This window comes from Microbacterium sp. EG9 (assembly GCF_059759475.1).
The window spans coordinates 969,764-996,028 of sequence record NZ_CM186217.1; the positions used below are offsets into that span (position 1 = coordinate 969,764).

Sequence of the window (26,265 nt, forward strand, 5' to 3'; positions counted from 1 at the left end):
TAGGTGGCGATCGACGAGGGGCGCGCATGGGCGTTGCGGACGCTGGGCGCGGATGGCGTACTGGTGCGGGAGCAGATCTCGGCCATCATCCGCGACTGCCACGAGAAGATGGCGAACGCGCAGGCCGAAGCCGACATGAAGCACACCGGGGTGTACGGACAGATCTGGCGCAAGTGTCTGGATGAATTCGTGGCGGCGCTCGGGCGGCTTCCTTCGGCTGAGATCATCCCGCGACGGGGCTACAAGCTGGTGTCGTTCAACGGCGTTGTCCTGTTCCCGTGGCGCTTCGCTCGGGAGCGTTCCACGGATATCGGATCGCGTCCTTTCGCGGTGTCGGACACGCGCATCTCCCTCTTCCGGCAGGAGCGGGATCTTGGCCAGCAGCGTCTCGACATTGAGTTCGAGCACCCGGAACTGACCGAGGAGGAGAGGGAGCTTCTCGACGCTGAAGCCAAGGCTCTCGAGGAGACGCTGACGTCTCACCGTGTGGTCGTCGTGCCCTATGCAAGCAATCCGTCTGCGCTTCACAGTGTCGACTGGGGCGAGGCGACTCTGGGAGCCGATGGCTACCTCACCTTTGCGTCGATGGAGTCGTTGCTCGATGTCGGATCGGGCTCGTTGGCGGATGTCGAGCCTGCGGAGGATGAGGGCTTCTCGAACGGCCCTATCCCGCGCGCCCAGCTGGGGGTGAAGGAGGAAGAGGCGGACGGAGGCGCTCATGGATGACCGGGACACCCTGTTCTCCCTGGTCGAGCCATCCGATCGCCCTGACCTCGATACTGTTGCGGGCAGCTTCGATCCTGCACGTCTGACGCAGGCGCGTTTCGCCGCGGGTCTGTCGAAGGCAAAGCTCGCCGACCTTGTCGGAGTGACCCCCGCGGCCATCGGCCAGTACGAGTCACAGTCCTCCACGCCGCGACGTGACTTGCTGCCCGTCCTAGCACGCGAACTGCATGTTCCCGTGGACTACTTCGCGACCGGTCGGCCGATTGGTCGAGTGGATGGGTCGCAGGCGCACTTCCGGAGCCTGCGTTCGACGTCCGCGCGGGACCGTGCGAAGGCGATTGCCTTCATCGAGCAGGTGTGGGAGCTGACGTTCGCACTGGAGAAGAAGGTCCGCTTCCCGGAGGTCGATCTGCCACCGATCGACCGGGGGCACGCGGACCCGATTTCGGCTGCCCAGGCCCTTCGTGCGCAGTGGGGGCTTGGCATGAAGCCGGTGAAGCATCTGGTCGCCCTGGCGGAATCGCACGGGATCGTCGTCAGTCTGCTCACGATGGCGAACGCGGACGTCGCTCGTGTTGGCGCGTTCTCTACGTCGCACCTGGCAAGGCCGGTCATCGTCGTCACACCGGAGCGAGCGAGGTCCGTGTTCGTGTACCGGTTCACGATCGCGCACGAGCTCGGACACGTCCTGCTGCACGGCGAGGCGGCGCCTGGTGACAAGCAGCAGGAACGTGAAGCGGATCAGTTTGCCGCTGAGTTCCTTACGCCGCGCTCCCAGATCGTGAACCTGCTGCCACGCACGGTGAGCTTGTCACGGCTGGACGAGTTGTCGCGACACTGGGGTGTCTCCGTCGACTCGCTGCTACTGCGGATGAAGGAGACCGGCGCCGTCTCTGATGCATCGATTCGGCGCGGGTATCAGAAGTTGAACCAGTTGCGCAGCTCGGGGCTGGAAACACCTGAACCCATGAACGCCTACCCCGGAGAGGTGCCCTCGATGCTCGCGCAGGCGGCTGAGCTCGCCGATCAGGCAGGCCACAGTCAGGCAGACCTTGCGCGAGAGCTGAGATGGCACCCCGCGCGGGTGCGCGAGGTGCTCGGCGCGGAAGACCCCCGGCCCGCGCTACGACTCGTCAGCGACCCGCCTCAGACATAGGACCTTGTTCCGTGGGACGTCTCCTTAACAGACGCTTTAATTGATACCTCACTCATCTTTAGAAATGCGCGCAGAGTAAAGCCATGAGTTTCGTTAGCCGCATGAGGGGATTTTGTAGTGCACATTAGGTGTTTTCGTGTTGAGAACTTCAGACGACTCAAGAGTGCTCGTGTTGACCTCGAGCAGGAGCGCACCATATTTGTCGGCGCAAATAACAGTGGTAAGACGTCCGCCACGCATCTGTTTCAGATGTTTCTGTCGCAGCAACCCCGTGCGCCGTTTCAGATCTACGACTTCACCGCCGATTGCTGGGAGGTCTTCGACTCCTTCGACGTTGACGACGCGGATCCAGACGTCGAACTTCCTCGAATCACGTTCGATCTGTGGTTCGACGTCGACGAGGATAACCTCCACCGCGTGCTCGAACTCCTGCCGAGCCTTGACTGGGAAGGCGAACCCGTCGGTGTGCGAATGGTGTATGCGCCGCGAGACGGCGCCAAGCTGATTTCAAACTTTAAGGAAGCGCGTGCGAAGGCCGAGGCGACCACTGGTGACGTCGAGACGTCCTACAAACCGTGGCCACAAACCATGGTGGAGTACTTAACGAAGCGGCTTCAGCAGGAGTACGAGATCAAGTACTACGCCCTCGACGCTAATGAGTGCGACGACCAGTTCGTGCTGAACGACGGGTACGAGCCGTTTTTCCTTGGCACACACATAACCGGCGCGTCGAGCATCGTTGACTCGATTATCCGCGTCGACTTCCTGAACGCGCAGCGTCACCTGTCCGATGTCGACTCGCACGGCAGGAGTGAGGATCTCTCGAAGCGTCTGAGTCGCTTCTACGATCGGAGTCTCCAAAAGCAGGATAGCGACCTGGACGCGCTCGGAGCTATCGCCGAGTCGGAGGAGCGGCTGAACAACCACTTCGCTGAGGTCTTCGGACCGACCCTGGCGCGACTGGGGGAGGTGGGCTACCCCGGGGTCGCCAATCCCGGCATGGTCGTCAAAGCATCGTTCAACGCCCATGGCATCCTCAGCACCAGCGCCAAAGTCCACTACTCGCTACCCGTGCCAGCGGGTGCGGGCGTGACCATCGAGCAGATGCTCCCCGATCAGTACAACGGCCTTGGCTTCAAGAACCTCATCTTCATGGTGGTCGAAGTGCTCGATTTTCATCAGGCATGGGCGGAGGCCGAGGTGGACCGTCCGCCGATCCACCTGGTCATGATCGAGGAGCCAGAAGCCCACCTGCACGCTCAACTACAGCAGGTGTTCATCCGGAAGATCCTCGAGATCTTGCCCGCGCCTGACGCGGATTTCCAGACGCAACTGGTGGTCACGACACACTCGCCTCACATCATTTATGAGAGCAACTTCAAACCGATCCGCTACTTCTGCCGATCAGTCGCGCCGAACGGACTGCACTGCAGCGACGTCAAGAACCTGTCGATGTTCTACGACGATGAGGAGGCGACGACGCGGGAATTCTTGCAGCAGTACATCAAGCTGACCCATTGTGATCTCTTCTTTGCGGATGCCGCCGTTCTCGTTGAAGGGAACGTCGAGCGCCTGCTCCTACCACTCGTCATCGAGCGATTCGTGCCTGAGCTCCGCTCATGTCACCTGACGATCCTTGAGGTCGGCGGCGCCTTCGCGTACAAGTTCGCGAAGCTCCTAGCCTTCCTGAGCCTTCCGACGCTCGTCATCACGGATCTCGACAGCGTGGCTGTTCCGGATGCCACGGGGAGGGGCGGTGAAGATGACAAGCGCGCATCTGCCTGTGCGGTAGATACTCCTGGAGCAATCACCTCCAACGAGACGCTGAAGCAGTGGCTCCCGAAAGTCGAGGACATCGGTGAACTGCTAGCGGCCGGCGCTGATCAGAAGGCACCCGTCAGTCCTGACGGCAGCCCCGGCTTGGTTCGCGTTGCCTATCAGACCAAAGAGACCGTCTCCTGGCAGGCGGCCCAGGAGGTTAGAGCTGCTCGGACGTTGGAGGAGGCGTTCGCTCTTCAGAATCTCGACTGGACGCAGAGCGTGGACGGCAAAGACCTGGGACTGCACATTGGTAAGGCGTCCGAACTCTCGATCAAGGAGTTGCATGAGAAGCTCTTCAAACGCGTTAAGGGCACGCACTTCGACAAGACCGCCTTCGCTCTCGGTGTAATTGCGGCGACCGAGCAGTCCTGGAAATCTCCCGCGTACATTACCGAGGGCCTTGAGTGGCTGCGTGAGCAACTGGAGCTTGTCGTGCCGGAGGAACTCGCCAACCAGGTAGCTGGGGGGTCGGGCTCAGAATGACGTCACGAGTTGATGCGCCCGACACCGACGCCGATCGCCAAATTCGAGAGATCCTGGACCGGGATCAACTGATCGGTTTCACAGTCGTAGCTGGCGCAGGATCAGGCAAGACCACGTCGCTAGTGAAGGCGCTGGCACATGTTACTAGAAACCGAGGGCCGTCACTGCTCGCAAAGACGCAGCGCGTCGCCTGCATCACCTACACCGAGATTGCCGCGCGGGAGATCCACGAGGAGATCGCCAACGATCCGCTCGCCTCCGTATCCACTATCCATAGTTTCTTGTGGGCGCTGGCGAAGCCGTTCCAGAAGGACATCGGCGGCTGGGTTGCGGCTCGCATCGACGAGGAGATTGCCGGGGTCCTTGAGAAGCAAGCGAACTACAAGCCCGGCACACGTCAGACGACCAAGGACAACGATGCGGTGCACCTAGAGAAGCGTCGACACCAGCAAGCCGCTGTGAAGGACGTCAACCGGTGGACGTACGGCATCGGTGCCGATTACGCCCGCGGCATCGTCGGCCATGCGGATGTCATCAAGATGGTGCCGGAGATGATCGTCGAACGAAGGCTCCTGGCGCAGCTCGTGGGCCGGCAGTTCCCGTTCATCTTTGTGGACGAGAGTCAGGACACCTTCTCTGAGGTCGTCGAGGCGCTGAAGCACGTTTGGTCACTCGCGGGCGGGAAGGTGTGTCTTGGCTTCTTCGGTGACCCGATGCAGCAGATCTACCAGCAAGGTGTCGTATCGGTGTCGCTGGAGCCCGGGTGGGTGAACGTCGACAAGCCACAGAACTTCCGCTCGTCACGGCGGGTGTTGGCCTGCGTGAATGCCATTCGTTCAGAAGGCGATTCGCTCCAACAGGTGAGTGGCTTATCGGAACAAACTGACGGAGAGGCTTTCTGTTTCATTCTTCCGTCAGACGACCAACGGAGTGATCGGCTGGAGCTTGTCCGTTCTTGGCTCGACGAACATAGCACTTCAGGGAACTGGACTCGCTCCGCGCACGAGGGCGGCTCCAAGATCCTGATGATCGTGCATCGCATGGCGGCCAAGCGCCTCGGATTCGAGAATCTCTACGCGGCGTTCAATGATCTCAAGGCCAGCAGCCTGGGTCAGGCCTTCAACGAAGGCAACGCGTGGCCACTGACGCCGTTCAGGGACGTGATCTTGCCGCTCTGCTTGGCGAAAGATGCAAGTTCGCCAGCAGTTCTGGCGGTGCTAAGAGAGAGCAGTCCTCTCGTGCGTGCTGGGCAGGCATCCCGGCAACTCAAGGCTGTCCTGGCATCTAGTAAGGCGGCTGTTGGGGAGTTGCGCCAGCTCGCACTAGATCCGGGAGCCGCGAAGCTGGGCGACCTGCTCCGCAGCGCATCCAGCACTGAGCTCATCGAAATCGATCCTCGAATGGCTGCGTACCTTCACCCGGAGGGCGAGCACGGCGACGTTGTTCTCGACGAGCGAGATGTCGACGTGTTGAACGCCATGTCCGAGTGCGTCTTGTCCGAGTTGGAGGGCTACTACACCTACGTCAAGCAGGAGTCGCCGTACTCCACACAGCATGGTACGAAGGGCTCTGAGTTCGACCGCGTGATTGTCGTCCTCGACGACAGCGAGGGGCGATACTCCCTCTACTCGTATGACAAGCTTCTCGGCCTAAAGGAGCTGTCGGCCACCGATGTCGACAACCAATCGAGGGGCGCCGACTCTGCGATCGAGCGGACACGCAGGCTCTTCTACGTCTGCGTCTCTCGTGCGCGGGAATCAGTCGCCATCGTCCTGTTCTCCGATGACATAGCTCGGGCCGTCGAGGCAGTTCGCGAGTCAGCGATAGGGCAGCATATTCAGGTTTTCACCGTCGATGACCTGTCACCTCCGAACTGACCGACGCGGGTCGCACGCCGGTTACGCGCCAGGATCGAGTTTGATGACCCTAGCCAGGCATCAGCGACGTGGAATGACGACGAATGTGACATGCGCCTCAGCATCGGTTGTGCCACGGGAGTGGGCCGCGTCACGATGTCTCCTATGAGCGATCAGAAGTCGAAGGGCGCCGTGGTGGCCTCCGTCGTTGGGACCCTGTCACCCGGCGATGTGGGCAAGCCGTTCACGGATACGGACAGGGTGCGAGCCATGGTCTCGCACGACTGGCAGATGCTGGGCGCTAAGTACGAGTGGGCAGAAATACAAGGCGTGAGCAAGGGACTGCCTCACGGCTACGTCGCGGATCTGTTAGGACGAGCGGCCGCCGCAGGTGAGCAACTTGGGCTCGCATTCGCTGCGCTTCGCGATGCTGAGGTTTGGCGCGATACCGCTACAGAGCCCGCAACCGCAAACCATCGCAATATCGCCGGACGTGCAGTCGCTGAAGCATCCGGGCTCTGGGCTGTGAGCGCCGGCCATGCCGTTGTGAACGTGGTGGCTCGCGTCATCCGCATCCACAGCAAAGCTGCGGTTCTCGACGCGAAGCTTCGCTGGACCGGCCTCCCGGCGCCGTTTGATTCCGGACGACTTGCAAACCTCTCCCTCAATCCCGAGACGATGAAGTACATCCTGGCGGCTGCCAGGCAGACGGGAGAGGTCGGGCTGGCGGATCTCGTCGAGCCGCTGGACGATCTCGTGAGAAGCCCGGCGTGGGCTGCGCTTGTGGCCCGGCGAGACGCGGGATATCACCGCCTGCGACCACAGAGTGTCGAAGGTGGCGTGCCGTCTGTAAACCCGTGGGTGACCGACAAGGCCGCGGGAACGCTGACCCTGAGCGTGTCGACGTTCTCGGATTACGTACCGCCGGTGCTCGAAGATGTGGTGGCCGAGACGCACGCCGGCTATGAAGCGCTCTCGTCGGCAATGCGCGACGTGCACGACGGTGTGCCCGAAGCGCTGCGAGCCGCGGGCGTCCCGATTTGGCGCACGCCCTGACGATCGCTGTGAGTGCGAGGAGGCGTGAGGCTGGTGTCTAGAAGGGAAGAAGAACACGCGAGGCTAATGCTGTCGGACGAGATCGGTGTGGAGTTTCGACTGTATGACGACGGCTCCAGGTCAAGCATGTCCGACCTGTTATCCGCGGACGGGAAGCACGTCGCGGAAGTGATTACGACCACGCCGTCTGCCATTCGTGAAGCAGAACAACGCCTCGATCCGATGGCGGAGCCGACACTGCCCCACTGCGTGTGGGTGATGATCCCGTACATGATCTTGGGAGGCGCGACCAGAGAAGTGCGCAGCAAGATCAAGGCGGATGTCCTTCGATGGACTGTCGAAGCCGGCTGCGAATATCACTGGTCATCTCGCGACGAGCGACGGTTGCTTCCAGGGGCTGACCCTGATCCGATCCTCGGACTCGGGGTCTACGACGACGGTGTCCAGGTGATCTGCGCTCAGCGCTGCCAGCATTCGTACACGGAGCCTCATCAGGTCAGGTGGTCTGTCGCGCATGAACCGTCGCCAGACAATCCGTGGACGTTGATTCGACAATCACTGCACATCGTTGACAATGAGCAGCGAGGGGGAGTGCGGGCCTTAGGTGAAAAGCTGGACGGGCACCCGAACAAGCACCTCGTGATTTACCCATTCGGCCCACCCGGGAACCTCACCGCAGCGCTCAGCCGCTACTCGCCGCCGCCGAATCCGCGCGACCTGATGCCCCCGCAACTAAACCCGCCCCTTGATGACGTTCATCTTTGGCTTATGCATCGGTACGAGGATCGCGATGTCACAGAGGGACTACACGTCTGCAACGGTCACTGGGCGAGGTTCGGAACTAGCCTTCCGAAGCTCGACTTGGAACTGCCGCTCCCGCGACTCCATTATCGGAGTGCCTAGATGAGCGAGCCGGGTCTTGGGCCGTCTCCAGGAGCGAGTAAGTCCTGATCAGAGTTGTACTTATGAGAGATGAAATGTAGGGGGTGTTGCAGTGAACACCACATGCGATCTTTGACCCTGCTAAAGCTGGCCCCGGGCGATCCGCTGTGTCTGGCGAAGGAATTTGCCCGCGGTGCAACCAGTGCAGTAGGCACAGCTGTCCAACTCTCGGAGCGTCGTATCGTGCTTGCAATTCCCTCTAGACGCTGGCCTGCTGGAGAGGGGCGACCAGCTTTGGTCCCTTGAGTTTGAAGGTCTCGGTTTCAACTTGCTTGATAGTGTCGCCGACGAGTCGATTCAAGACGTATGTGTGAGCTGAATCGACGTTGAACGTGGGGCGCCCTCGTCCTCCGTTCGCGACGCGCGAGTAGTCACCTCCCAGCGCTCGCAGCAGCAACTTGAGCTGGTCGACCGGAAGACGGTCTCCTCGAGCGGCGATGAGCGCGACAACTTGTCCGGTAGTCGCGCCAGCGGCCCTCAACGCCTCAATGCTTTCGTAGGGCAAGCCCCATCCGTTCTCAGCCAGGGCGCTGGCAAGTGTTCGGACCTGCAGCCGGCTTGCACCAGCAAGGTAAGCGGTGACCCTTGAGACGACCGCGAGTCGGGTCGCTGCGGGGATGGCCGAGCTGCGTAGTAGAGGCGGGATCTTGGAGACGTCGAGCACTTCGGGTGATACGAACGTCTCGAACTTCTTGGATGCAGCGATCGTTGTCTCCAGGGTCACCCAATCGACCATGAGGTCCGCGGAGAACGCGGTCGCGTCGTCTGCGAGTAGACGACGCTTCAGTAGCCGCGCGACCAAGTCGCCCGTCTCCGGGGTGATCCTGGTTGCTTCGATGATGCCGGGGGCGATGCTTGCGGCGATGCGGACACGCGTGTTGGTCGAGGTGATCGCGCTACTTGCAGCAAGCACATCGATGGCCACTTCGATCCGCTTCTCAGTGGGGAAGCGTTGCCAGTCAGTGATCTTCTTGTGCTTGTTAAGCAGCGGACCAATGTGCTCGTCTACTCCGAACTGATCGATGTACTCAGACACGTTCTCGAACGTGGGATCGGTTCGGTTGCTCTTGGCAAGGAACGGCCACGCCTGGACGGCCGTGTCGCTGAGCGCGGGTACTTGGCAGTCAGCGGCGGACATGTCGACGAGCCGGCCGAGCAGGTCAGCGCTCGAACGCTTTGCTGCTTCGGTCAAGACGGTCGCGAACATCTTTGGATCGGCGACGGTCTGGACGTTCTGCGGTGAGGTGCTTGCGATGTCGAGGTAGTCCTCGAGCTCGTCGAGCGCGTAGGCGTAGACGTCTTGGTTGGGTCTCAGAGTGTCTAGCGCGATCGGACCGGTGGGCAGGAGGGCGCGTAGGTTCGCTTCGGTTAGGGGGAAGATCCGGAGTTGTACTGCGATATCCCGTGCGTCGTCGTTTAGGTCGGCGAGGGACTCAAGTGATCCCCCGTTTGCTTTCACGATCCGCAGGACGATCTCGGCGTGATCCGCCGAGACTGGCTGGCAAATGGCCTCCATGTCTTGATAGTTAGCTTGGATGACTAGCCCGACTTCTCGGTCAGTCTCGAACTCGTCGTTGGGTGCGACCTGGAGCACGGCGTTGAGAAGCGCGGGGCGGACAGCGGCGTCCACAGGCGCAGTCACTGCCGCATATCGGAGTACGCCTGGCCAGTAGGGTGCCAGTGCGGCGAGTAGACGGGCAGGGTGCTCTCCTTGGGCAATGTAGGTGTCTAGGAACTCGTGATCTTGTTCGCCGAGGAGAGACAGGCGTCGGGCGACCGTGGCCGCTGCTGCGGGCCGTTTCGAAAGCAGGTAGTCCATGATCGCGATGTTGAAGACGCTCGCGTCACCGAAGAAGTCGGCGGTGTCGCTGTTCTCAGCGTCCTGTTCGCGTAGGAGTTGGACAACGTCCGTGTCGCTCATCGGGAACGATGCGTCGGGTATCCCGGGCTCGACGCAACGGCGGATGTACTCCATCGCGTCGGGACCTAGATGGTTGCCGTAGTAGCTCGAGGAGTAGAGGGCAAAGTGGGATGTGAGAAAGCCGTGGCGGACCAGATCGCGCGCGAGGTCTGACTCGAGTGCCGCTTGGACCACATCATCGAAGGAGATCACACCGTCGAGTGGCTCGCCAGACGAGTCAGTGAGTGCGAGTTCAGATGTGTCGACTTTGAACTCGGGACGGGCGCACAGCTCTTCCCAGGTGTGGTGTCGCAGGAAATCTATCGCTTGCTCTTCCTTCACGATTGCTGCGTTTACTTCGGCGAGGTCGACAGCTTCCCATCCGTCCGCGTTGACGGTGATGCCGAACATTTCAGCGAGCTGATCGGCGGTGAATGACAGATTGATCGTCGGAACGCGGTAGGAGCCCGGATCACGGATTTGAAGCTGTTGGGGTTCACCAGCGATGATCCGAGCCCAGGTTTCTGCGTCGTCGAGGTTGCCCTTTGTACCAGGGCCTGTCAGTTCGACCGTTGCCTGGGGCGCTGTTGCCTGAGCTGCCGCGAGCAGCCCATCGCGAAGTTGGAGAAGAGCATGTCCGAGGCGAGTAGCACGCGCGTTCTTTGTGGCCTCGAGGTGCCGGCTGTTTCTGTAACTCGTTAGTTGCTGGGCGCGCGTCGCGAGATTCTGACGTACAAGAGCGCGCCACACGTTGTAGACGAGGTCGAGCGTGCTGTCTCGGTGACGGATCTTCTCGAAGTCAGTGAGATGCGTGTTCTTGAACAGTACGATCGCGAATACGAGATCATCGTCGATACCCGGAACGCGGCTCGCCGGAACGACAAGGCGGTTTCGGTACACCTCGAACTCGTTGCGAATGTTGTGAATCATCCGCATGTCGGCGACGTGGCGGGCGGCAAGACGTATGAGTGCGGGGTTGATCTTGAACTCATCACTCGCCGTTGCGTCCGACATCACGTCACGGGCGTTGTCGGCGCTGACAAATGGCACTACCGGGATGATCACGTCAAAGAACTTCGTGCGGCTCGCACGCTTCAACGTCGCTTTCGCGCGGTCGGAGTCCTCGATCGCGGCAGGGATGTCTTTGCCATCTCGCCGCGGCGCGCCGATCTGCTCGAACACGCTGTCGCGTATGGCGTAGATGAAGATGATGCGTTGGCCGATTTGATCCGAACTGTTTAACAGGCCGTTCAGTGCGCGGAGCGTGTCGAAGACCTGCACGTCTTCGAACCGGTCGATGTCCTCTATAACGACGATGTTGCGGCGGCTCACTTGGAAGAAGTAGACGATCTCGTCCAAGTACTCATCGAAGTATGTATCCGATTGCTTCGACAGGGTGACCGTTGCGGCGCCGGCCTGAACGGACGCACTTATCGTCGGCCGTGCGCGGAGCACGCTAATGATCGCCCAAGTAGCGCCCACTGCCAGCCCCAGAATCAGGACGTATGCGACGATCTGCCGCCACAGAACCGTCAAGAGGGCCTCTACAAGCGGTTGGACAAGTCCTAGCCCAAAAGGAACTATGAAGACGGCAGCGCCGATGGCGCCGGCGACCACCCAGTCACGACGCCTGTTCGGCGCACTCGCCCGACGGAATCTCGATCGCGGCACGGCTTCAGGAGGAAGCCGATACAGCAGCTGTTTGACGATCTCCTTCTGGATCTGGTTCGTGCGCGACGCTGGCCCATCCTCGACAGAGTTCTGACTGGCGGCATCTGTGTCGTGGTCGTCGGGCGCGATTGTCGAGAGCGAGAGCTGTACCGTTTGGGCCCCGTGAGTCTCGCTGAGACGCTGGAGGATGCTGCTCTTGCCGGTGCCGTATGCGCCAGTGAGCGCGATGTTGCGTGTACCTTCGGCGTCGATCGCGCGGACGAGCAAGTCGTAGTACAGCTGGTGCTGCTCGTCGTCAAACGCCGGTGCCAGGCTCGTCAGGCGCAACTGCTGTCCCGGTCGGAGGTTGTCTCCCTGTGGATGCGGGATTGCGTTCTCGGACATGTGCCCATGGTATTGAGATGCCCGGACAATCCACCGGCACCAGGTCGGTGGCGTCGGTGCTGCACGCGTCATGTGCTTTTCTGCGTGCGCAACGTCATCAACATCGCTTCGGTGAGAAGCACTGAGGCTCCCCGTCGGTTGGTCGATGAGCAGGAGCGCGCAGACCACTGCTCGGCGAAATACCGAGGAGGCCCAGTGTCGGCTGAGCTGCGCCGACGAGAGTATGAGGATCTGTGCTCGGTTGTGCTGCGCGAGGCCACGGCCCGCTTGGTCGAGATCGTCTGCGGAGTGGCGGCGTCGTGTGAGCAATTCGGCGTCGTCTCTTCGGAAGAGGGTGTCGCGAGCGTCCACGCAGCGCGCGAAAGCGTCGAGGGCTTCGCCACGGCGGGACATACCTTCCCAATGCGGAGGCCTTCGGCGATGCTTCCACAAACGCCATGTAAACCACCGGCGGATCAGTGGTCGGCTGCCAAGAGCCGGGACCTAGCCGGGACCTGATGCATGCAAGCCATGCAACTCATGATGTGAAAACGGACCTCCCGCAGAGTGGAGAGGCCCGGAAAATCAGGGGAACCGGCCGATCCGGGTACCTGGGGGTCAAGGGGTCGCAGGTTCAAATCCTGTCATCCCGACGGTCTGAAGCCCTGATGAGGAATCGTTTCTCGTCGGGGCTTCGTCGTGTCTGGGGTGGGCACTGGGTTGTCCAATCGCTCGATCTGCTCGATCCGTCCGCGGATGGAATGCACCGCTCCGCTTCCGTGTCGTCGGCCACGAAGCGCACCAGAATGCGCTGAACGGGTATCGCGCTTCTGCCTGGAAGGGGAGATTTGGGGCCTCCTCCAATCTGACGTATGGTTTCCGCGGCAACACCCAGTACGCAAATCTCCACGTGATCTACCCGAGAATGTTCTGACATGGAACTAACGAATAGCTTCTGGGGTCGTCAGGGCCGAATAGGGCGCGTGACATCTGGCCCTTGGGCCGGCCGCCTTCTGTTCGTCTACCCGGACACCATGATCGAGTGGTGGACGTTGGTGCTCGACCCGCCGCCCGTGGCCGGAATTCCGGGTGATATGTACTTCAAAGGCAACGATGATGTCGCATCGCTGCTCGATGAGTGGGGTGTCGAGTGGCTGCCCCGCGACTCCGACGAAGTTGAGTTGGAGCGAACTCGGTTCGGTTGGAGGCCTCTCCGCGGCGGGGTGGAATGGCTACCCAGCTGAACGCGGCTCGCTGCGCATGAGTGCGACTGATTCGGCCTGACTTCCGGCACACCTCGCTCCGGTGTCGGCAAGTGTCGCGAGGATGGTTCGTATCTGGCGACCAGTTCTCTTTAGCCCTCTCTGGTCCCCTCGCCAAGGGCCGGCGCGGACCGTCGAACGTGCCTGGAATGGACGAGCGCTCTCGGCCTGCCACCGGTACAGGCGGCGGCGCAGTCGTGATGCCGGAATCCGCTCACCGTTGCCGCGTACCGAGATCGATCTCCCTCCCGGTGGTGATTCACCACAATCGTGAGAATCCACGAGACCCTCGGGCTAGAACGGCTTGCTCGAAACTGCGTCACCTGTTCGGGCATGCGTGGGCCGTCACGGCCGGTAGGTTCGCCGAGTGATTCACCTGGAGCCAACCGCTTCCGACGCTGGTCCAGTCGACAGCGCTCCAATACACCGTCCGCTCGGACTGCCCGTCGACGAGAAGGGTGTACTCCTGACCGCTTTGGGCGGAGAGCTGCGCGCTATGGGTCAGCCGCATGCCGGCGACTGGTTCGCCGAGCTCAATCTCCTCTCCACGTGTGAACGTGTGCTTCCCTTCGTACTCGGCGACGATCGTCCAATCCTTCGCCGCGGTGAGGTCGCGGATGCTGAAACTCAATCTGCTTGCGTCTGTCGGGGCACATATGGCGACTCGGATTGAGCCGCCGCTCGCCTGGCGCAGAGCAGCGACTCCATAACCCGCACCCGTCTCGCACCCTGTCAGGCCAAGTGCTCCCGCGGTACAGGCCACCGCCGCGGCCAGGAATCTGCTCAGCATCGGTAGCTGCCGTACTCGACGTTCGCGGCCACCTCGAGGTCGTTGAGCCACTGATTTCCTCCATCCAGAGGGTAGTTTGTGAGAGGGGGAGGATGCCGGTGCCACGCCCCAGTCTGTGGTTGATCGCGGTGGTCGCGTTCGTGGTCTTCGCGGCGATCTTCGTGCTCCAAGGAGTTCCCGACCAGTTCCTCGTCCTTCGCAATGCAGCGACCTTCTCCGCGAGCGACCGGGAGTACCTCGTCGGGCAGGTTGCGCTCGTCGCCGTCTTCCAGGCTTTCGTCATCGGTGTTCTGCACTGGCATCTGCACGTTCTCGACCGACGCGTGCGCGGGGATCACGTGACCTTTCTCGTGCTCTTCGTGTGGGGCTCGTTGGTGTGGCCGGTGACGGCGTTCGCTGATGCGTACTGGGACTACGAGTATTGGGGGCAGGGGAGCTGGCGAGCTTCTTTCGATCTCGCGTTCTTCTCGGCGCCGCTGAGTCTCGTGGCCCTCATCGTGATGATCGTACGAGGGTCCCTCCTCGGAAGAAGGGCCCGTGTGTGACTCACGTCCGTTGGAGGATGGGAGTCGCGGTCGCCTACGCGCGGACGCCGCCCTGTCTTCCCTCACAGAGGAGCACCAGATGACCACCTACGCCCAGAACCTGAACGAGATCCTCGACCGCGAGGCTCTTCCCGCGGGCGGGGTCGTCTCCGGCGACGTCGACTACGTCGCGCACGGTGTCGCTTTTCGTGGGTACCAGGCCCGTCCCGCCGGGGGCGGCCCCTACCCAGGCATTCTGGTCGTACACGATTGGCTCGGTGTGACCGACTACGTCCGGATGCGCTGCGACATGCTGGCCCGTCTCGGCTACGCGGCGTTCGCCGCGGACGTCTACGGTGCGGACATCCGCCCCGCACCTCAGGATGCCGCCGCCGTCGCCAGTGGCTTCTACCAGGATCGCGCGCTGTGGCGACAGCGGCTCGCGGCCGCGTTCGAGCGGCTGCTCGCCGAGCCGTCCGTCGACCCCGCGCGCACCGCGGCGATCGGCTACTGCTTCGGCGGAACTTCCGTGATGGAGCTGGCCCGGACAGGCGCCCCCGTCGACGCCGTCGTGAGCTTCCACGGCGGCCTGCTCGCCGGTCCGGAGGGGGAGGCGAGGCGAATCACAGCCAAGGTGCTCGTCCTCCACGGGGCGGCCGACCCCGTCGCCCCGGACGATGCGCTGCTCGCCTTCGAGAACGATCTGCGGACGGCTCCCGAGATCGACTGGCAGGTCGTCACGTACGCCAATGCGATGCACGCCTTCACCCTCCCCGACGCGAACGCACCCGAGCACGGCGCCCTCTTCGACGCCACCGCCGAGCGCCGCAGTTGGACGGCGATGAAGTCCTTCCTGGGCGAGGTCTTCGACTGAGAGGCCCGGGTTCGCGTCACTCCCGGGCGTCTTCACGTCGATCCGGCGTGACGACTGAGGTGACCATGGATCCCGGCCGCATCCGATCCTCGGCGCTCGCGATCGAGTTCATGACGGCGGTCAACGAGGCGGTGAGCACAGACCGGTCCTTGCCGGCGACCCATGCGGTACGTGAGCCGTGGCGGTATTCGATGAGGGTGAGGGCTTCGCTGTCTGCTCCGGTGCCGATGCTTGTCTGGGAGAGGCTCAGGATCTCGATCGCGAACCCGTGTCGTGCAAGCGCCGTGGTGAGTGCGTCGACGGGTCCGTTGCCGTCGTGGGTGCTGGTGTCCTCGATGCCGCCGGCGCGGAGGGTGATGCGGGTGTTCTTGTCGGTCGTCACGACGTCGACGAGTTCGATCGGAGCGTCGACGGGGGTGGTGAGGTAGGTGGCGCAGAAGACATCCCAGAGCTGTTCGGCGGTGACCTCGCCGCCGGTGGTGTCGGTGTGATGCTGCACGTGGCGGGCGAAGTCGATCTGGAGCCGGCGGGGGAGCTCGATGCCGTACTCGGTCTGGAGCAGGTAGGCGATGCCGCCCTTGCCCGACTGGGAGTTCACGCGGATGACGGCGTCGTAGCTGCGGCCGATGTCGGCCGGGTCGATGGGCAGGTAGGGAACCCGCCAGGCGATCTCGCTCTCGTCGCGCCCTTCGGCTGCAGCGCGGGCGCGATGCTCGGCGAAGCCCTTCTTGATGGCGTCCTGATGGGTGCCGCTGAACGCGGTGTGCACGAGATCGCCGACATAGGGGTGTCGAGGGTGCACGTCGATGCGGTTGCAGTACTCGACGGTACGGCGGATCTCGTCGATGTCGGAGAAGTCGATCATCGGGTCGACGCCCTGCGCGTGCAGGTTGAGGGCGAGGGTGGCGAGGTCGACATTGCCCGTGCGCTCGCCGTTGCCGAAGATGCAGCCCTCGACCCGCTGGGCGCCGGCGAGGACGGCGAGCTCGGCGCAGGCGATCCCCGTGCCGCGGTCGTTGTGAGGATGGACGGAGAGGATGACGCCGTCGCGGCGGGCGAGGTGGGTGTGCATGTACTCGATCTGGTCGGCGTACACGTTGGGGGTGGCGATCTCGACGGTGGCGGGGAGATTCAGGATGACGGGGCGCTCGGGCCTGGCATCCCACAACTCCGTCATCGCGTCGCAGATCTCGATGACGTAGTCGGGCTCGGTGAGGTTGAACACCTCGGGGCTGAACTCGAACCGCACGTTCGGCAGGTCGCCGGCGAAGTGGAGCACGTCCCGTCCGCCGGCGAGGATCAGCTCCCGCAGTTCGTCGCGGTCCTTGCCGAGTACGGTGTCGCGCCAGATCGGTGCGGTCGCGGTGTACATGTGGATGACGACGTCGTTGCGGATGCCGCGGATCGATTCCACGGTCCGCTCGATCAGGTCGCGGCGCGCAGGGGTGAACACGACGATCGTGACGTCGTCGGGGGCGATGTCGGTCTCGGCGATGAGGCGGACGAAGTCGTAATCGGTCTGCGACGCGGAGGGGTAGCCGACCTCGATCTCGGTGTAGCCCATCCGCACCATCAACTCGAAGAACCGGCGCTTGCGGGTGGGGTCCATGGGCTCCGCGAGGGCCTGGTTGCCGTCGCGCAGATCGACGGGGACCCACAACGGAGCCTGGGTGAGCCGTCGGTTGGGCCATTGCCGGTCGGCGCCCAGGGGCACGTCGACACGGGAGTAGGCGTCGGTGTAGCGGTGCGAGGGCATGCCGGAGGGGCGCTGCCGATTCCAGGAGGGGGCGATCGTGGTGGTCATGACAAGGAGTCCTTCAGGGTCTCGTGGGGAAGACCGGCGCAGTGTTCAGCCCCACGGCGGGGAGCCGGTCCGGCTACGCCCCGCCGTGGCGGCGAAGGAGAAGGAGGTTTGCGGTGAGCACGGGTAGAATCTAGCAGAAGTCCTCAGACAAGTAGAGGAGACGAGATGGCTCAACTCAGACGTGTCCCCTTGGCGGATCAGGCCGCCGACGCGCTGTTCGCGCGCATCCGCGCGGGGGAGTGGGCGCTCGGTGCCAAGCTCCCCGGCGAGACGACGCTGGCGCCGCAGCTCGGAGTCGGACGGTCCACCGTGCGGGAGGCGATTCGCCAGCTCGCCGGCCGCGGCATCCTCGATTCCCGTCAGGGGTCGGGGGTGTATGTGACGGCGTTGGAGGCGCCCGATGACTGGGAGCAGGTGCTGCGCCGCACCGACATCGTCACCGTGCTCGAGGCCCGCACCGCGATCGAGGTCGAGGCGGCGAGCCTCGCAGCGACGCGCCGCACGCCGTCCGATCTGCGCGCGATCCGACGGGCGCTGGACCTGCGCACGGTTCCTGGGCAGAGCGTCGAGGAGCACGTGGATGCCGATATGGCGCTGCACCGCGCGATCGTGGTCGCCGCGCACAACGAGGTGCTGACCGAGCTGTTCGACGGGTTCGTGCCGCGGGTGCGGCGCGCGATGGTCGACATGCTCCGCCTCCGCCCCGTGCCCGACGCGCACGCGGATCACGACGCGCACGTCGTCGTGGTCGACGCGGTCGCCGACCGGATGCCGGATGCCGCGGCCCGCGCCAGCCGCGCCCATCTCGATGCCCTCAAGGCGGGTTTCGCGTGAGTGCGGCGGTCGTCGAGCCCGTCGTGGTGCTTGACGAGGTGACGTTCCGCAGGGCCGGGAGAAGCATCCTGAACCGCGTCTCGCTGCGGATCGCGCCGGGCGAGCACTGGGTGCTGATCGGCCCGAACGGGGCAGGCAAGAGCACGATCCTCGGCCTTCTCGGCGCGCGCACCTTCCCCACCACCGGCACCGTCGATGTGCTCGGACATCGTGTGGGCCGTGTCGAACTGCTCGCATTGCGTCGCCGCATCGGGCACGTCGACCCGCGGCATCCGCTCGACTCGCCGCTCACCATCACCGACGTCGTCCTCACCGGGGTCACCGGCACCACCGAGCTCATGATGCGCTGGCAGCCCACCGCCGCCGAGCGCCGCCGAGCCGCCGAGCTGATCGACCTGCTCGGCCTCGGCGGGAAGGCCGAAGAGCGATGGCCGACCCTCTCCCAAGGCGAGCGGGGGCGGGCGCTCATCGCCCGCGCGCTGATGAGCGAGCCCGCGCTCCTGCTGCTCGACGAGCCGTCGACCGGACTCGATGTCGCCGCCAGGGAGCAGCTGCTGGAGACGGTCGACCGACTCGCCGCGAGCGATCCCGATCTCGCGTCCGTGCTGGTCACCCACCACCTCGAAGAGATCCCCGAAGCCGCCACCCACGCCCTCCTGCTCGCCCGTGGCGCCGTCGTCGCCGCCGGACCCGTGCACGACACGCTCACCACCGACCTCGTGAGTCAGACCTTCGAGCACCCCATCGCCGTCGACCACAGTGACGGGCGATGGCGTGCCCGCAGCCTCCGCACGGTTCGTAGCGACTCGCGACGGCCGGCGACGCGCACGACGCGGGAGCGCCTCACAGAGAGCGGCGACGGATGGATACTCCCTCGTGACCGATGACGACGCGCAGCCGACTGTTCTCGTCAGTGCGATGTGGTGGTCGGAAGACCACGCTGTCGTCGCCGTCGTCTCCGATGCGCTCCCCGGCAGAGTGCTCACGCGGGGTTCGTGGCAGGGGGTCGTCGTGAAGTCGGCGCGCATCGTCGAAGACGACGCGGTCGCGCGGCAGGCTGCGTTCGAAGCCTTCCTCCGCGGCGTCGCGAGTGCCCTGACCAGCATCCAGGTGCCAGGGCGCCCGGGAGGCGTGCTCGGCGTCGGAGAACTTCGTCTCCATCTGGCGCTCTCGGGCCCAGAACTCGCGCGGGGAGTGCTCTTCGATCCGGACTCGCTCGCCGTGCTCCTGCCGTTCGGACTGTCGCTCTACGTGGATTGAGGCTTCGTCACGGTGAGGACGAGGCGAGCGGTGATGGTGAGTCGGTTGCCGATCATCGCCCGCTCGCCTTCTCCGGCGAGGAAGTTTCCGCCGTGGCACGGGTGGTTGACCGCTCGTCCGGGAGCGGTGCGGGCGTCGGACGGCGGAACCGGCCGGTGGCGACGAGGACGATCACGAGCGCGAGGGGCACGATCCAGCCGCTCCAGCCGAGGACGGTCGCCTGCGTGGTGTCGATGCGCTCGCCGGCCATCGCGAACAGGAGGTAGGTGCCGCCGGCGCCGTTGAACGCGGCGTGGGCGAGAGCGGCGGGCCAGAGGGAATCGGATCGGAGGCGCAGCCAGCCGAAGATCGCGCCGAAGACGATGCACATCCCGGTCATCGCGCTGAGACCGAGCCAGCCCGGAACGCCCGGGTAGTTGTATCCGAGGAGGATGAGCGGCGCGTGCCACAGTCCCCAGATGACGCCCGAGATGAGGATCGCGGGGATCGCCCCGAGAGGCATGAGCTTCGGAAGAAGCCATCCGCGCCAGCCGAGCTCTTCGCCGAGCGCCGGGACCAGGTTGATGAACGCTGCCATCGGCAGTGCGAGGAGTTGTAGCAAGACGAGCACGCCGATCGGGAGCGGCAGCTCGTTTCTGCCGAGCGCCTGCAGTTGCGCGGTGATGGTCTGCTGGCCCGAGGGTTCGGGCTTTGCGCGGCGGCCGTTCGACGAAGACCTCCACGGTGAGCGCCGCAAGGGGGGGCGTCGCCATCATGGCGACCGCGATGATCGGGAACACCGGGCTTGCGAGTCCGTCGCCGAGCCAGAGCGGAAGCGCCACGAGCCAGGCGAGGGCGAAGGCGATCACGACGAAGGTCACGATGGAACGGATGTCGGTTCCGCCGAGCCGGCCCGCTCCGCCCGTGCTCGTGACCGTGACGTCGGCTGCTCGCGTCACGACGGGATCGCCGTGGCTTTCGAAGGCGCCCGAGGTGGCCACGATCTGCGCCCAGGGCTGCCGCGAGCGCGTCGTCTGACAGGTTCTCGCGCATCGTCGGGTCGAAGCGCGCGGACACGAGCTGCCATCGGCCCGCGACGAGGTCGTCGATGACGGATCGAGCCAGCTCCGCGCCGTCGCTCAAAGGTGTCGTGTTCATGAGTTCTCCCGTCCTGGGGTCGATGGGCTTGCCGAACCGCTGGAACGCCGCCTGCCGGCTCACGCCCAAGGCGCCGCCGATCGCCTGCCAGGTCGCGCCGCGCTCGCGTTGCGCGACCGCGACATCCTCAGCATCCGGCCGGCTCCGACAGCGTTTTACATCACGGAAACACGGCGGTCATTGTTGCGAAAGCGCGCCCGGTATACAGTGTGCTTACTCAGCGTAAACATGCTGTTTAGTGATGAGAGGATCGCCGTGGACGACAGCAATCTCGGTGCCCGGGTGCGTGAACTGCGCATGCTGCGCCAGATGTCGACGCGCGAGCTGGCGCGGCGCGCGTCGATCAGCGCGGGCTATGTCAGTCAGATCGAGAACGGCCAGGCCAACACGAGCCTGGACGTCGTCCGACGGATCGCCGCCGCGTTCGGCGTTCCGTGGACCGAGCTCTTCAGCGCGCAACCCGCGCTGGGCACCGTCCTCCGTCGCGCCGAGCGACCGATGCTCGCGGCAGGCAACTCCGTGCGGCACTTCCGCATCACCCAACCGCCGCTCGGCAACGTCGAAGTGCTCGTGTCGGAGTATGAGCCCGGTCACGGCGAGGGGAGCGAGAGCTACACCCACGGCGACTCGCAGGAAGTCTGCGTGATCCTGCGCGGTCGCTTCCGCTTCCACCTCGGCGACCAGGACTACATCCTCGAGACGGGCGACAGCCTGGACTACCGATCCTCGACGCCGCACAGCATCGTCAACATCGGCGACGTTCCCGGCGAGGCCCTGTGGGTGGTCACCCCGCCCTCCGACGCCCCCCTTCCCGCCGTGGACTGAACCACGTCCTCAGACTCCCGGCGCCGACGCGATGTTCGCACGGCACCGGTGATCGGCGATGCCGAAAACAGCACCGCCACCCGCTTCACCTGCTCCACTACGCACCGCCCCGTCCGAATTCCATTCCCTCCCCGGATTCCCGGATCCGCGCACCACCCGTCCCGCGCTAGGAGAACATCATGCACGTCCGCCGTACCGCCGCCCTGCTCGCCACCGCAGCCCTCGCCGCCGCCCTCGCCGGGTGCGCGAGCGCATCGCCCGGCGCCGAAAGCGCCTCCACGACGATCCAGTTCGGCCTACCCACCAACATGGGGGCCAACAACTCGCCGATGGCCGTCGCCGAGGCGATGGGATACTTCGCCGACGAGGGGCTCAAGGTCGAGATCGTCGTCACCGGCGACTCGACGTCGATCGTCCAGGGGATCGACGCCGGTTCGCTCGACATCGGCAGCACGCCTCCCGAGCCGATCCTGCAGGCCATGACCAAGGGCAGTGACCTGCAGCTGGTCTACAACTACATCCGCAAGCAGACCGGATCACTCGCGGTGCTCGACGACAGCCCCATCCAGTCGCTCGAGGACTTCCGCGGGGCCGTGATCGGCCAGGCCAGCCTCGGCACCTCGAACATGCTCCTGTCGGAGGGCATCCTCGCCTCGGTCGGGCTCGCTCCCGACGTCGACTACTCGCACCTCGCGGTCGGCACTGGCGCGGCGGCCCTGCAGGCCCTGAAGACGGGACAGGTCGACGCGCTGTCGCTCTGGGACACCGAGTACGCCGCCTTCGAGGCCCAGGGGACGCCGCTGCGCTACTTCACGACGGATGAGGTGGCTTCGCTGTTCTCGACGACCTACTTCACGAGCACCGACTATGCGGGAAAGAACGCTGCGGCGATCGAAGGGTTCGGTCGCGCCATGGCCAAGGCCACCCTGTTCACCGCGACGAACCCCGAAGCAGCGCTGCGCATCATGTACGACAAGTACCCCGACACCCTCGTGGCCGGCAACTCCATCGATGACCAGCTCGCGATCGACCTGGTGGCGCTGAAGCGTCGCATCGAACTGCTCACGGCCGGCGACCCGGAGGGCTCTCGCACCTGGGGCGCCTACGACGAGTCGGCGCTGAAGGCCTGGGCGAGCTTCGCCCTCGACGCGGGGATCATCGACTCCGCCGTCGACGCCGTCGCCGCCGCGCCCAACACCTTCGTCGAGGCCTACAACGACTTCGACGGCGACGCCGTCATCGCCGAGGCGAAGAACTGGAGCGCTGCCGGATGACGACCCTGACCTACACCGCGGGGGTTCCCGCGATCGACCACCACTCCCACGCCGGCTACGTCCGGCCCGGCGAGGAGCTGGAGGGGATCGACGCCCTCGAACGCGAGAACGCGATGGGACATGTGGAGGCGCAGCTTCCGGTCGACGTGTTCGACGCCTTCGTCGCCGCGCGCGGTCGCCGCGACGGGGAGGAACTCGACCGGCTCGACCGGGAACACGGCATCCGGGCGCTGTTCGAGGAGAGCATCGCCTTCCAGGCCACGACCGTGCACGCGGTCGCCCTGGCCGACGGAAGCCGGGCGCTCTACGGCGACATTCCCCACGCGGAGCAGGTGCGCCTGAGCGCGGAGCGCCGCCGGGCCGACTTCCCGGGGCTCTACGGGCAGGCGCTGGAGCTCTCCCACACGGCGGCGGTGCTCACCGACATCCCCTGGATCGATTCCGCGCTGTGGCCCCACGCGCAGTACAAGCCGGTCGCCCGCATCGATCCCTACCTCTACCCGTTCGGGCACCCGCCCTTCCGGCGCCGGGGTTCGGACAGCCCGCGCTTCCAGCGCGTGTTCGCGTCGATCCTCGCCGATCTGCTCAGCGCACAGGGCCTCGCGTCGCCACCGGCGACGCTGGGGGAGTACGTGGCGTTCGTCCGGTCCTCGATCATCCGCCGCCAGGAGAGCGGTTTCGTCGGGCTCAAGATCGCCTCGGCCTACGTGCGCTCCCTCCACTTCGTCCGACGGTCGCGGGAGGAGGCTACGGCGGCTTACGAGCAGCTGCGCACCGACCCGGCCGCGCTGCAGGGCGAGGCCCACACGATCGTCGCCGACTTCCTCGTCTTCGCGATCGCCGAGCTGGCCGTCGAACGCGAGTTGCCGGTGCAGATCCACGCCGGCATGGGTCACGCCGAGCCCGGACTGCTGCTCACGGGCGCCGACCCGCGCAACCTCGAGCCGCTGCTGTCCGACCCGGCGCTCAACCGGCTGCGGGTGATCCTCATCCACGGCGGTTACCCGTACACCTCCTACCTGGCGGCGATCGCGCAGGCGCACGGCAACGTGTACGTCGACTATTCGTGGATGCCGTACCTCCACCATCACGCTCTCGAGCGGATGCTGCAGGAGTGGCTGGAGCTGCTGCCCGCCAACAAGATCATGTTCGGCACCGATACCGGCCAGCCCGAGTTCCACGTCGCGGCCACCACGCGCGGGCGGCTGCTTCTGGATCGCGCGCTCGCCGCCGGGGTGTCCGACCGCCTGTGGAGCACCACGCAGGCCGAGTGGCTGGCGGGCCGCGTGCTCAACGAGAACCTTTGTCGTGTCTATGGGTTGGAGGCTCCGTGAACGACCTCATCGAGATCACTGATCTGTCGAAGGTCTATCAGACCCGCACCGGCACGGTCACGGCTCTCTCGCACGTCGACCTCAGCATCGGGGAGGGCGAGTTCGTCTCCATCCTCGGTCCGAGCGGATGCGGCAAGACGACGCTGCTGAGGATCCTCGCCGGGCTGGAAGGCCACACCGAGGGTGAGGCCACGATCTCCGGAACGCCCATCGGAGCGCCGCGGGGCGAGGCGGGCATGGTGTTCCAGAAGGCGACGCTGCTGCCGTGGCTGAACATCCTCGACAACGTGCTGCTTCCGCTGAGCCTGAAGCGACGCGTGACGGCATCCGATCGTCGCCATGCCACCGCGCTGCTGACGATGGTGGGGCTCGAGGACTTTCTCCGTAAGCACCCGCACGAGCTCTCCGGTGGAATGCAGCAGCGCGCCGCCATCTGTCGCGCACTCGTGCACGACCCCGCCGTGCTTCTCATGGACGAACCGTTCGGAGCACTCGACGCGATGACCCGCGACGCCCTGAACGTCGAAGTCAATCGGATCTGGCGGGAGACCGGCACCACCGCGGTGCTGATCACCCACAGCATCGCCGAGGCCGTCTTCCTCGCCGAGAGAGTGGTGGTGATGACTCCCCGGCCCGGCCGGATCGCGGAGATCGTCGAGGTGCCGTTCGGCAAGGAGCGTACTCCCGATCTGCTCGGCGACCCCGAGTTCGCCGCTCTGACCTCCCACATCCGACGCCACTTCGAGGTGAACTCATGACCGTCAACACTCAGATCGTGACGACGAGGCGTCGCGCGGTGAACACGCCGACGAAGCGCGCTGTCGGCTCGCTCGGCCTGTTGGCTCTGCTGCTCCTGGTCTGGCAGTTCGTGCCCGGCTGGACGAACACCCCCGACTACGTGGTGCCGCCGCTGAGCGATGTGCTCTCCGCCCTCTTCGACCCGAGGGCGTTCCCCCGCTATGTGGAGAACGCCGCCTCGACGATGACGATCGTTCTGACGGGCCTCGCGATCGGCGTCGCAGCGGGCCTGGCGTTGGCGGTCGTGTTGGCGCAGTTCCCCACGGTGTACGCCGTGGTGTTCCCCTACATCGTGGCGATCGAGTCCATTCCGAAGGTCGCGATCGCTCCGCTGTTCATCATCTGGTTCGGCTTCGGGATGCCCTCGAAGGTCGTCGTGGTCGTGCTACTCGCCTTCTTCCCCATGCTCGTCAACGCGCTGCACGGCTTCCGCGGGGTGGATCGCGACCAGGTCGACCTCTTCCGGGTGAACGGTGCCACGCGTTGGCAGATCCAGACGCGTCTCATGCTCCCCGCTGCCCTCCCGCAGATCTTCTCGGGCCTGGAGCTGGCCGTCGCCAACTCGATGATCGGCGCGATCGTCGCCGAGTTCGTCGGCGCGCAGAAGGGCCTGGGCGTGCTGATTCTGCAAGCCCAGGGTCGGATGGAGACGGCGGCCGTGTTCGCGCTCCTCATCATCCTGTCGGTGCTCGGCATCGTGCTGAACCTCATCGTGCGGGTGCTTCGCAAGGTCGTCGTGCGATGGGAGATCACGTCGAAATGACCTTCAGCATCGTCGCTCGAGACCCGCTGACCGGCGCGGTCGGCGTCTGCCAGGGCACGGGGTCCATCGCGCTCGCATCGCGGTGCCCGCAGGTATCGGGGGAGGCGGCGGTGACGAGCCAGTGGCACTCCGACTGGAGGCTGGGGCTCCGGGCGCTGGACCGAGGGCGTGCCGGCCTGGATCCCGCGCTGATCCTCGCGGGGCTTGCCGAAACCGATCCGCTCTTCCACTACCGTCAGATCGGCGTCGTCCTCGACGACGGCCGCGTCGCCGCCCACACCGGGGATCACGTCGAGCCCGGCCTGTACGCGGGTCACCGCGTGGGGGAGGGTTATGCCGTCCTCGGGAACGGGCTGGTCGGCCCCGAGGTCCTCGTGGCGATGGAGGAATCGTTCGGAGGCTGCACCGACGTGCCGTTCGAAGAGCGGCTCATGCGCGCCCTGGAGGCGGGACTCGGCGCGGGTGGGGAAGGGCGCCAGCACCTGTCGTCGTCGATGATCACGGCCGTCCGCGGACAGCGTCGGCATCGTCTGGATCTCCGCGTCGATCTCGCTCCGCAGGGGCTCGATGCCGTCGCCGAGCTTCGCCGCATCCTCGACGGGTACGCGCCGTTCATCGACTACTACGGGAGCTATTGGCTCGATCATCCCGAGGTCACGGGCGAGCAATGGCTGGCGATGGGATCGCCGACGTCGTGAGCGTCGTTCGGCGCGGGCGGGGCCTCGGGGCGGACGGCGTCCGCGGTCCCGTCTCCGGATTGCGCGGAAATATATAGACCGGTCTATTATCGAGAGGTGACGACCAAAGGCACC

General features: G+C 64.7%; 23 protein-coding genes. 19 read left to right on the forward strand and 4 right to left on the reverse strand.

Features of this window, described 5'->3' with window-relative positions; translation table 11 throughout:
* Window positions 1-3 precede the first annotated feature (3 nt).
* From AC6CQV_RS04490 to AC6CQV_RS04515, 6 genes are all read left to right on the forward strand, one after another.
* Window positions 4-726 carry a hypothetical protein gene (locus AC6CQV_RS04490; protein WP_498260389.1) on the forward strand — a complete coding sequence of 241 codons (723 nt, stop codon included), beginning with the start codon at window positions 4-6 and terminating at the stop codon, window positions 724-726.
* Window positions 719-1,882, forward strand: coding sequence for a helix-turn-helix domain-containing protein (locus AC6CQV_RS04495; protein ID WP_498260390.1), 1,164 nt, complete (start codon window positions 719-721; stop codon window positions 1,880-1,882). The genes AC6CQV_RS04490 and AC6CQV_RS04495 overlap by 8 nt, the downstream gene beginning before the upstream one ends.
* A gap of 117 nt (window positions 1,883-1,999) precedes the next feature.
* A complete protein-coding gene (locus AC6CQV_RS04500) occupies window positions 2,000-4,186 on the forward strand; it encodes an ATP-dependent endonuclease (RefSeq protein ID WP_498260391.1) in 2,187 nt (728 codons plus the stop codon).
* Window positions 4,183-6,063: a UvrD-helicase domain-containing protein gene (locus tag AC6CQV_RS04505; RefSeq protein ID WP_498260392.1), complete on the forward strand. Its 1,881-nt coding sequence runs from the start codon at window positions 4,183-4,185 to the stop codon at window positions 6,061-6,063. The genes AC6CQV_RS04500 and AC6CQV_RS04505 overlap by 4 nt, the downstream gene beginning before the upstream one ends.
* Before the next feature lie 144 nt (window positions 6,064-6,207).
* Window positions 6,208-7,098: a hypothetical protein gene (locus AC6CQV_RS04510; protein ID WP_498260393.1), complete on the forward strand. Its 891-nt coding sequence runs from the start codon at window positions 6,208-6,210 to the stop codon at window positions 7,096-7,098.
* A gap of 66 nt (window positions 7,099-7,164) precedes the next feature.
* Complete coding sequence (locus AC6CQV_RS04515; protein ID WP_498260394.1) at window positions 7,165-8,001, forward strand: hypothetical protein; 837 nt, start codon at window positions 7,165-7,167, stop codon at window positions 7,999-8,001.
* A 238-nt stretch (window positions 8,002-8,239) separates the two neighbouring features.
* Here AC6CQV_RS04515 and AC6CQV_RS04520 read toward each other — a convergent pair whose 3' ends face one another.
* Window positions 8,240-11,995: a YobI family P-loop NTPase gene (locus AC6CQV_RS04520; protein WP_498260395.1), complete on the reverse strand. Its 3,756-nt coding sequence runs from the start codon at window positions 11,993-11,995 to the stop codon at window positions 8,240-8,242.
* 1,013 nt (window positions 11,996-13,008) lie between these two features.
* On the opposite strand from AC6CQV_RS04520, the gene AC6CQV_RS04525 reads away from it, so the two are divergent.
* Complete coding sequence (locus tag AC6CQV_RS04525; protein WP_498260396.1) at window positions 13,009-13,218, forward strand: hypothetical protein; 210 nt, start codon at window positions 13,009-13,011, stop codon at window positions 13,216-13,218.
* Window positions 13,219-13,555: 337 nt separating this feature from the next.
* Here AC6CQV_RS04525 and AC6CQV_RS04530 read toward each other — a convergent pair whose 3' ends face one another.
* Window positions 13,556-13,867: a hypothetical protein gene (locus tag AC6CQV_RS04530; protein ID WP_498260397.1), complete on the reverse strand. Its 312-nt coding sequence runs from the start codon at window positions 13,865-13,867 to the stop codon at window positions 13,556-13,558.
* 257 nt (window positions 13,868-14,124) lie between these two features.
* On the opposite strand from AC6CQV_RS04530, the gene AC6CQV_RS04535 reads away from it, so the two are divergent.
* Window positions 14,125-14,571, forward strand: coding sequence for a hypothetical protein (locus AC6CQV_RS04535; RefSeq protein ID WP_498260398.1), 447 nt, complete (start codon window positions 14,125-14,127; stop codon window positions 14,569-14,571).
* A 79-nt stretch (window positions 14,572-14,650) separates the two neighbouring features.
* Window positions 14,651-15,424, forward strand: coding sequence for a dienelactone hydrolase family protein (locus AC6CQV_RS04540; protein WP_498260399.1), 774 nt, complete (start codon window positions 14,651-14,653; stop codon window positions 15,422-15,424).
* A gap of 16 nt (window positions 15,425-15,440) precedes the next feature.
* Here the strand turns inward: AC6CQV_RS04540 and AC6CQV_RS04545 are convergent, their stop codons facing one another.
* Window positions 15,441-17,228 (reverse strand): 2-isopropylmalate synthase, encoded by a 1,788-nt coding sequence (locus AC6CQV_RS04545; RefSeq protein WP_498260400.1) that lies wholly within the window; start codon window positions 17,226-17,228, stop codon window positions 15,441-15,443.
* A gap of 165 nt (window positions 17,229-17,393) precedes the next feature.
* Between AC6CQV_RS04545 and AC6CQV_RS04550 the strand changes: the two genes are divergently transcribed.
* From AC6CQV_RS04550 to AC6CQV_RS04560, 3 genes are read left to right on the forward strand one after another with little or no spacing between them, the layout of a single operon-like run.
* Window positions 17,394-18,062 (forward strand): FadR/GntR family transcriptional regulator, encoded by a 669-nt coding sequence (locus tag AC6CQV_RS04550; protein ID WP_498260401.1) that lies wholly within the window; start codon window positions 17,394-17,396, stop codon window positions 18,060-18,062.
* Window positions 18,059-18,949: an ABC transporter ATP-binding protein gene (locus AC6CQV_RS04555; protein WP_498260402.1), complete on the forward strand. Its 891-nt coding sequence runs from the start codon at window positions 18,059-18,061 to the stop codon at window positions 18,947-18,949. Before AC6CQV_RS04550 ends, AC6CQV_RS04555 begins: the two co-directional genes overlap by 4 nt.
* Window positions 18,939-19,322, forward strand: coding sequence for a hypothetical protein (locus AC6CQV_RS04560; protein WP_498260403.1), 384 nt, complete (start codon window positions 18,939-18,941; stop codon window positions 19,320-19,322). Before AC6CQV_RS04555 ends, AC6CQV_RS04560 begins: the two co-directional genes overlap by 11 nt.
* Before the next feature lie 52 nt (window positions 19,323-19,374).
* On the opposite strand, the gene AC6CQV_RS04565 is transcribed toward AC6CQV_RS04560, so the two are convergent.
* Window positions 19,375-19,899: a CPBP family intramembrane glutamic endopeptidase gene (locus tag AC6CQV_RS04565; protein WP_498260404.1), complete on the reverse strand. Its 525-nt coding sequence runs from the start codon at window positions 19,897-19,899 to the stop codon at window positions 19,375-19,377.
* Window positions 19,900-20,045: 146 nt separating this feature from the next.
* Between AC6CQV_RS04565 and AC6CQV_RS04570 the strand changes: the two genes are divergently transcribed.
* From AC6CQV_RS04570 to AC6CQV_RS04600, 7 genes are all read left to right on the forward strand, one after another.
* Window positions 20,046-20,339, forward strand: coding sequence for a hypothetical protein (locus tag AC6CQV_RS04570; protein WP_498260405.1), 294 nt, complete (start codon window positions 20,046-20,048; stop codon window positions 20,337-20,339).
* 375 nt (window positions 20,340-20,714) lie between these two features.
* The gene (locus tag AC6CQV_RS04575) at window positions 20,715-21,284 is read left to right on the forward strand and encodes a helix-turn-helix domain-containing protein (protein ID WP_060958805.1); all 570 of its coding nucleotides are present in this window, start codon (window positions 20,715-20,717) and stop codon (window positions 21,282-21,284) included.
* A 179-nt stretch (window positions 21,285-21,463) separates the two neighbouring features.
* A complete protein-coding gene (locus AC6CQV_RS04580) occupies window positions 21,464-22,558 on the forward strand; it encodes an ABC transporter substrate-binding protein (protein ID WP_498260406.1) in 1,095 nt (364 codons plus the stop codon).
* Entirely contained in the window at window positions 22,555-23,892 is a 1,338-nt protein-coding gene (locus AC6CQV_RS04585; protein WP_498260407.1) for an amidohydrolase family protein, read from the forward strand. The genes AC6CQV_RS04580 and AC6CQV_RS04585 overlap by 4 nt, the downstream gene beginning before the upstream one ends.
* The gene (locus AC6CQV_RS04590) at window positions 23,889-24,650 is read left to right on the forward strand and encodes an ABC transporter ATP-binding protein (RefSeq protein ID WP_197425746.1); all 762 of its coding nucleotides are present in this window, start codon (window positions 23,889-23,891) and stop codon (window positions 24,648-24,650) included. Before AC6CQV_RS04585 ends, AC6CQV_RS04590 begins: the two co-directional genes overlap by 4 nt.
* Window positions 24,647-25,453 carry an ABC transporter permease gene (locus AC6CQV_RS04595; protein WP_498260408.1) on the forward strand — a complete coding sequence of 269 codons (807 nt, stop codon included), beginning with the start codon at window positions 24,647-24,649 and terminating at the stop codon, window positions 25,451-25,453. The genes AC6CQV_RS04590 and AC6CQV_RS04595 overlap by 4 nt, the downstream gene beginning before the upstream one ends.
* A complete protein-coding gene (locus tag AC6CQV_RS04600; RefSeq protein WP_498260409.1) occupies window positions 25,450-26,151 on the forward strand; it encodes a DUF1028 domain-containing protein in 702 nt (233 codons plus the stop codon). Before AC6CQV_RS04595 ends, AC6CQV_RS04600 begins: the two co-directional genes overlap by 4 nt.
* The last annotated feature ends 114 nt before the right edge of the window (window positions 26,152-26,265 follow it).

Bases quoted from the DNA above. Each gene is read 5' to 3' on its own strand.
- AC6CQV_RS04540 (WP_498260399.1), top strand. From the start codon at position 14,651: ATGACCACCTACGCCCAGAACCTGAACGAGATCCTCGACCGCGAGGCT.
- AC6CQV_RS04505 (WP_498260392.1), top strand. From the start codon at position 4,183: ATGACGTCACGAGTTGATGCGCCCGACACCGACGCCGATCGCCAAATT.
- AC6CQV_RS04550 (WP_498260401.1), top strand. From the start codon at position 17,394: ATGGCTCAACTCAGACGTGTCCCCTTGGCGGATCAGGCCGCCGACGCG.
- AC6CQV_RS04585 (WP_498260407.1), top strand. From the start codon at position 22,555: ATGACGACCCTGACCTACACCGCGGGGGTTCCCGCGATCGACCACCAC.
- AC6CQV_RS04580 (WP_498260406.1), top strand. From the start codon at position 21,464: ATGCACGTCCGCCGTACCGCCGCCCTGCTCGCCACCGCAGCCCTCGCC.
- AC6CQV_RS04495 (WP_498260390.1), top strand. From the start codon at position 719: ATGGATGACCGGGACACCCTGTTCTCCCTGGTCGAGCCATCCGATCGC.
- AC6CQV_RS04510 (WP_498260393.1), top strand. From the start codon at position 6,208: ATGAGCGATCAGAAGTCGAAGGGCGCCGTGGTGGCCTCCGTCGTTGGG.
- AC6CQV_RS04525 (WP_498260396.1), top strand. From the start codon at position 13,009: ATGATCGAGTGGTGGACGTTGGTGCTCGACCCGCCGCCCGTGGCCGGA.
- AC6CQV_RS04545 (WP_498260400.1), bottom strand. From the start codon at position 17,228: ATGACCACCACGATCGCCCCCTCCTGGAATCGGCAGCGCCCCTCCGGC.
- AC6CQV_RS04520 (WP_498260395.1), bottom strand. From the start codon at position 11,995: ATGTCCGAGAACGCAATCCCGCATCCACAGGGAGACAACCTCCGACCG.
- AC6CQV_RS04600 (WP_498260409.1), top strand. From the start codon at position 25,450: ATGACCTTCAGCATCGTCGCTCGAGACCCGCTGACCGGCGCGGTCGGC.
- AC6CQV_RS04595 (WP_498260408.1), top strand. From the start codon at position 24,647: ATGACCGTCAACACTCAGATCGTGACGACGAGGCGTCGCGCGGTGAAC.
- AC6CQV_RS04515 (WP_498260394.1), top strand. From the start codon at position 7,165: ATGCTGTCGGACGAGATCGGTGTGGAGTTTCGACTGTATGACGACGGC.
- AC6CQV_RS04565 (WP_498260404.1), bottom strand. From the start codon at position 19,899: ATGGCAGCGTTCATCAACCTGGTCCCGGCGCTCGGCGAAGAGCTCGGC.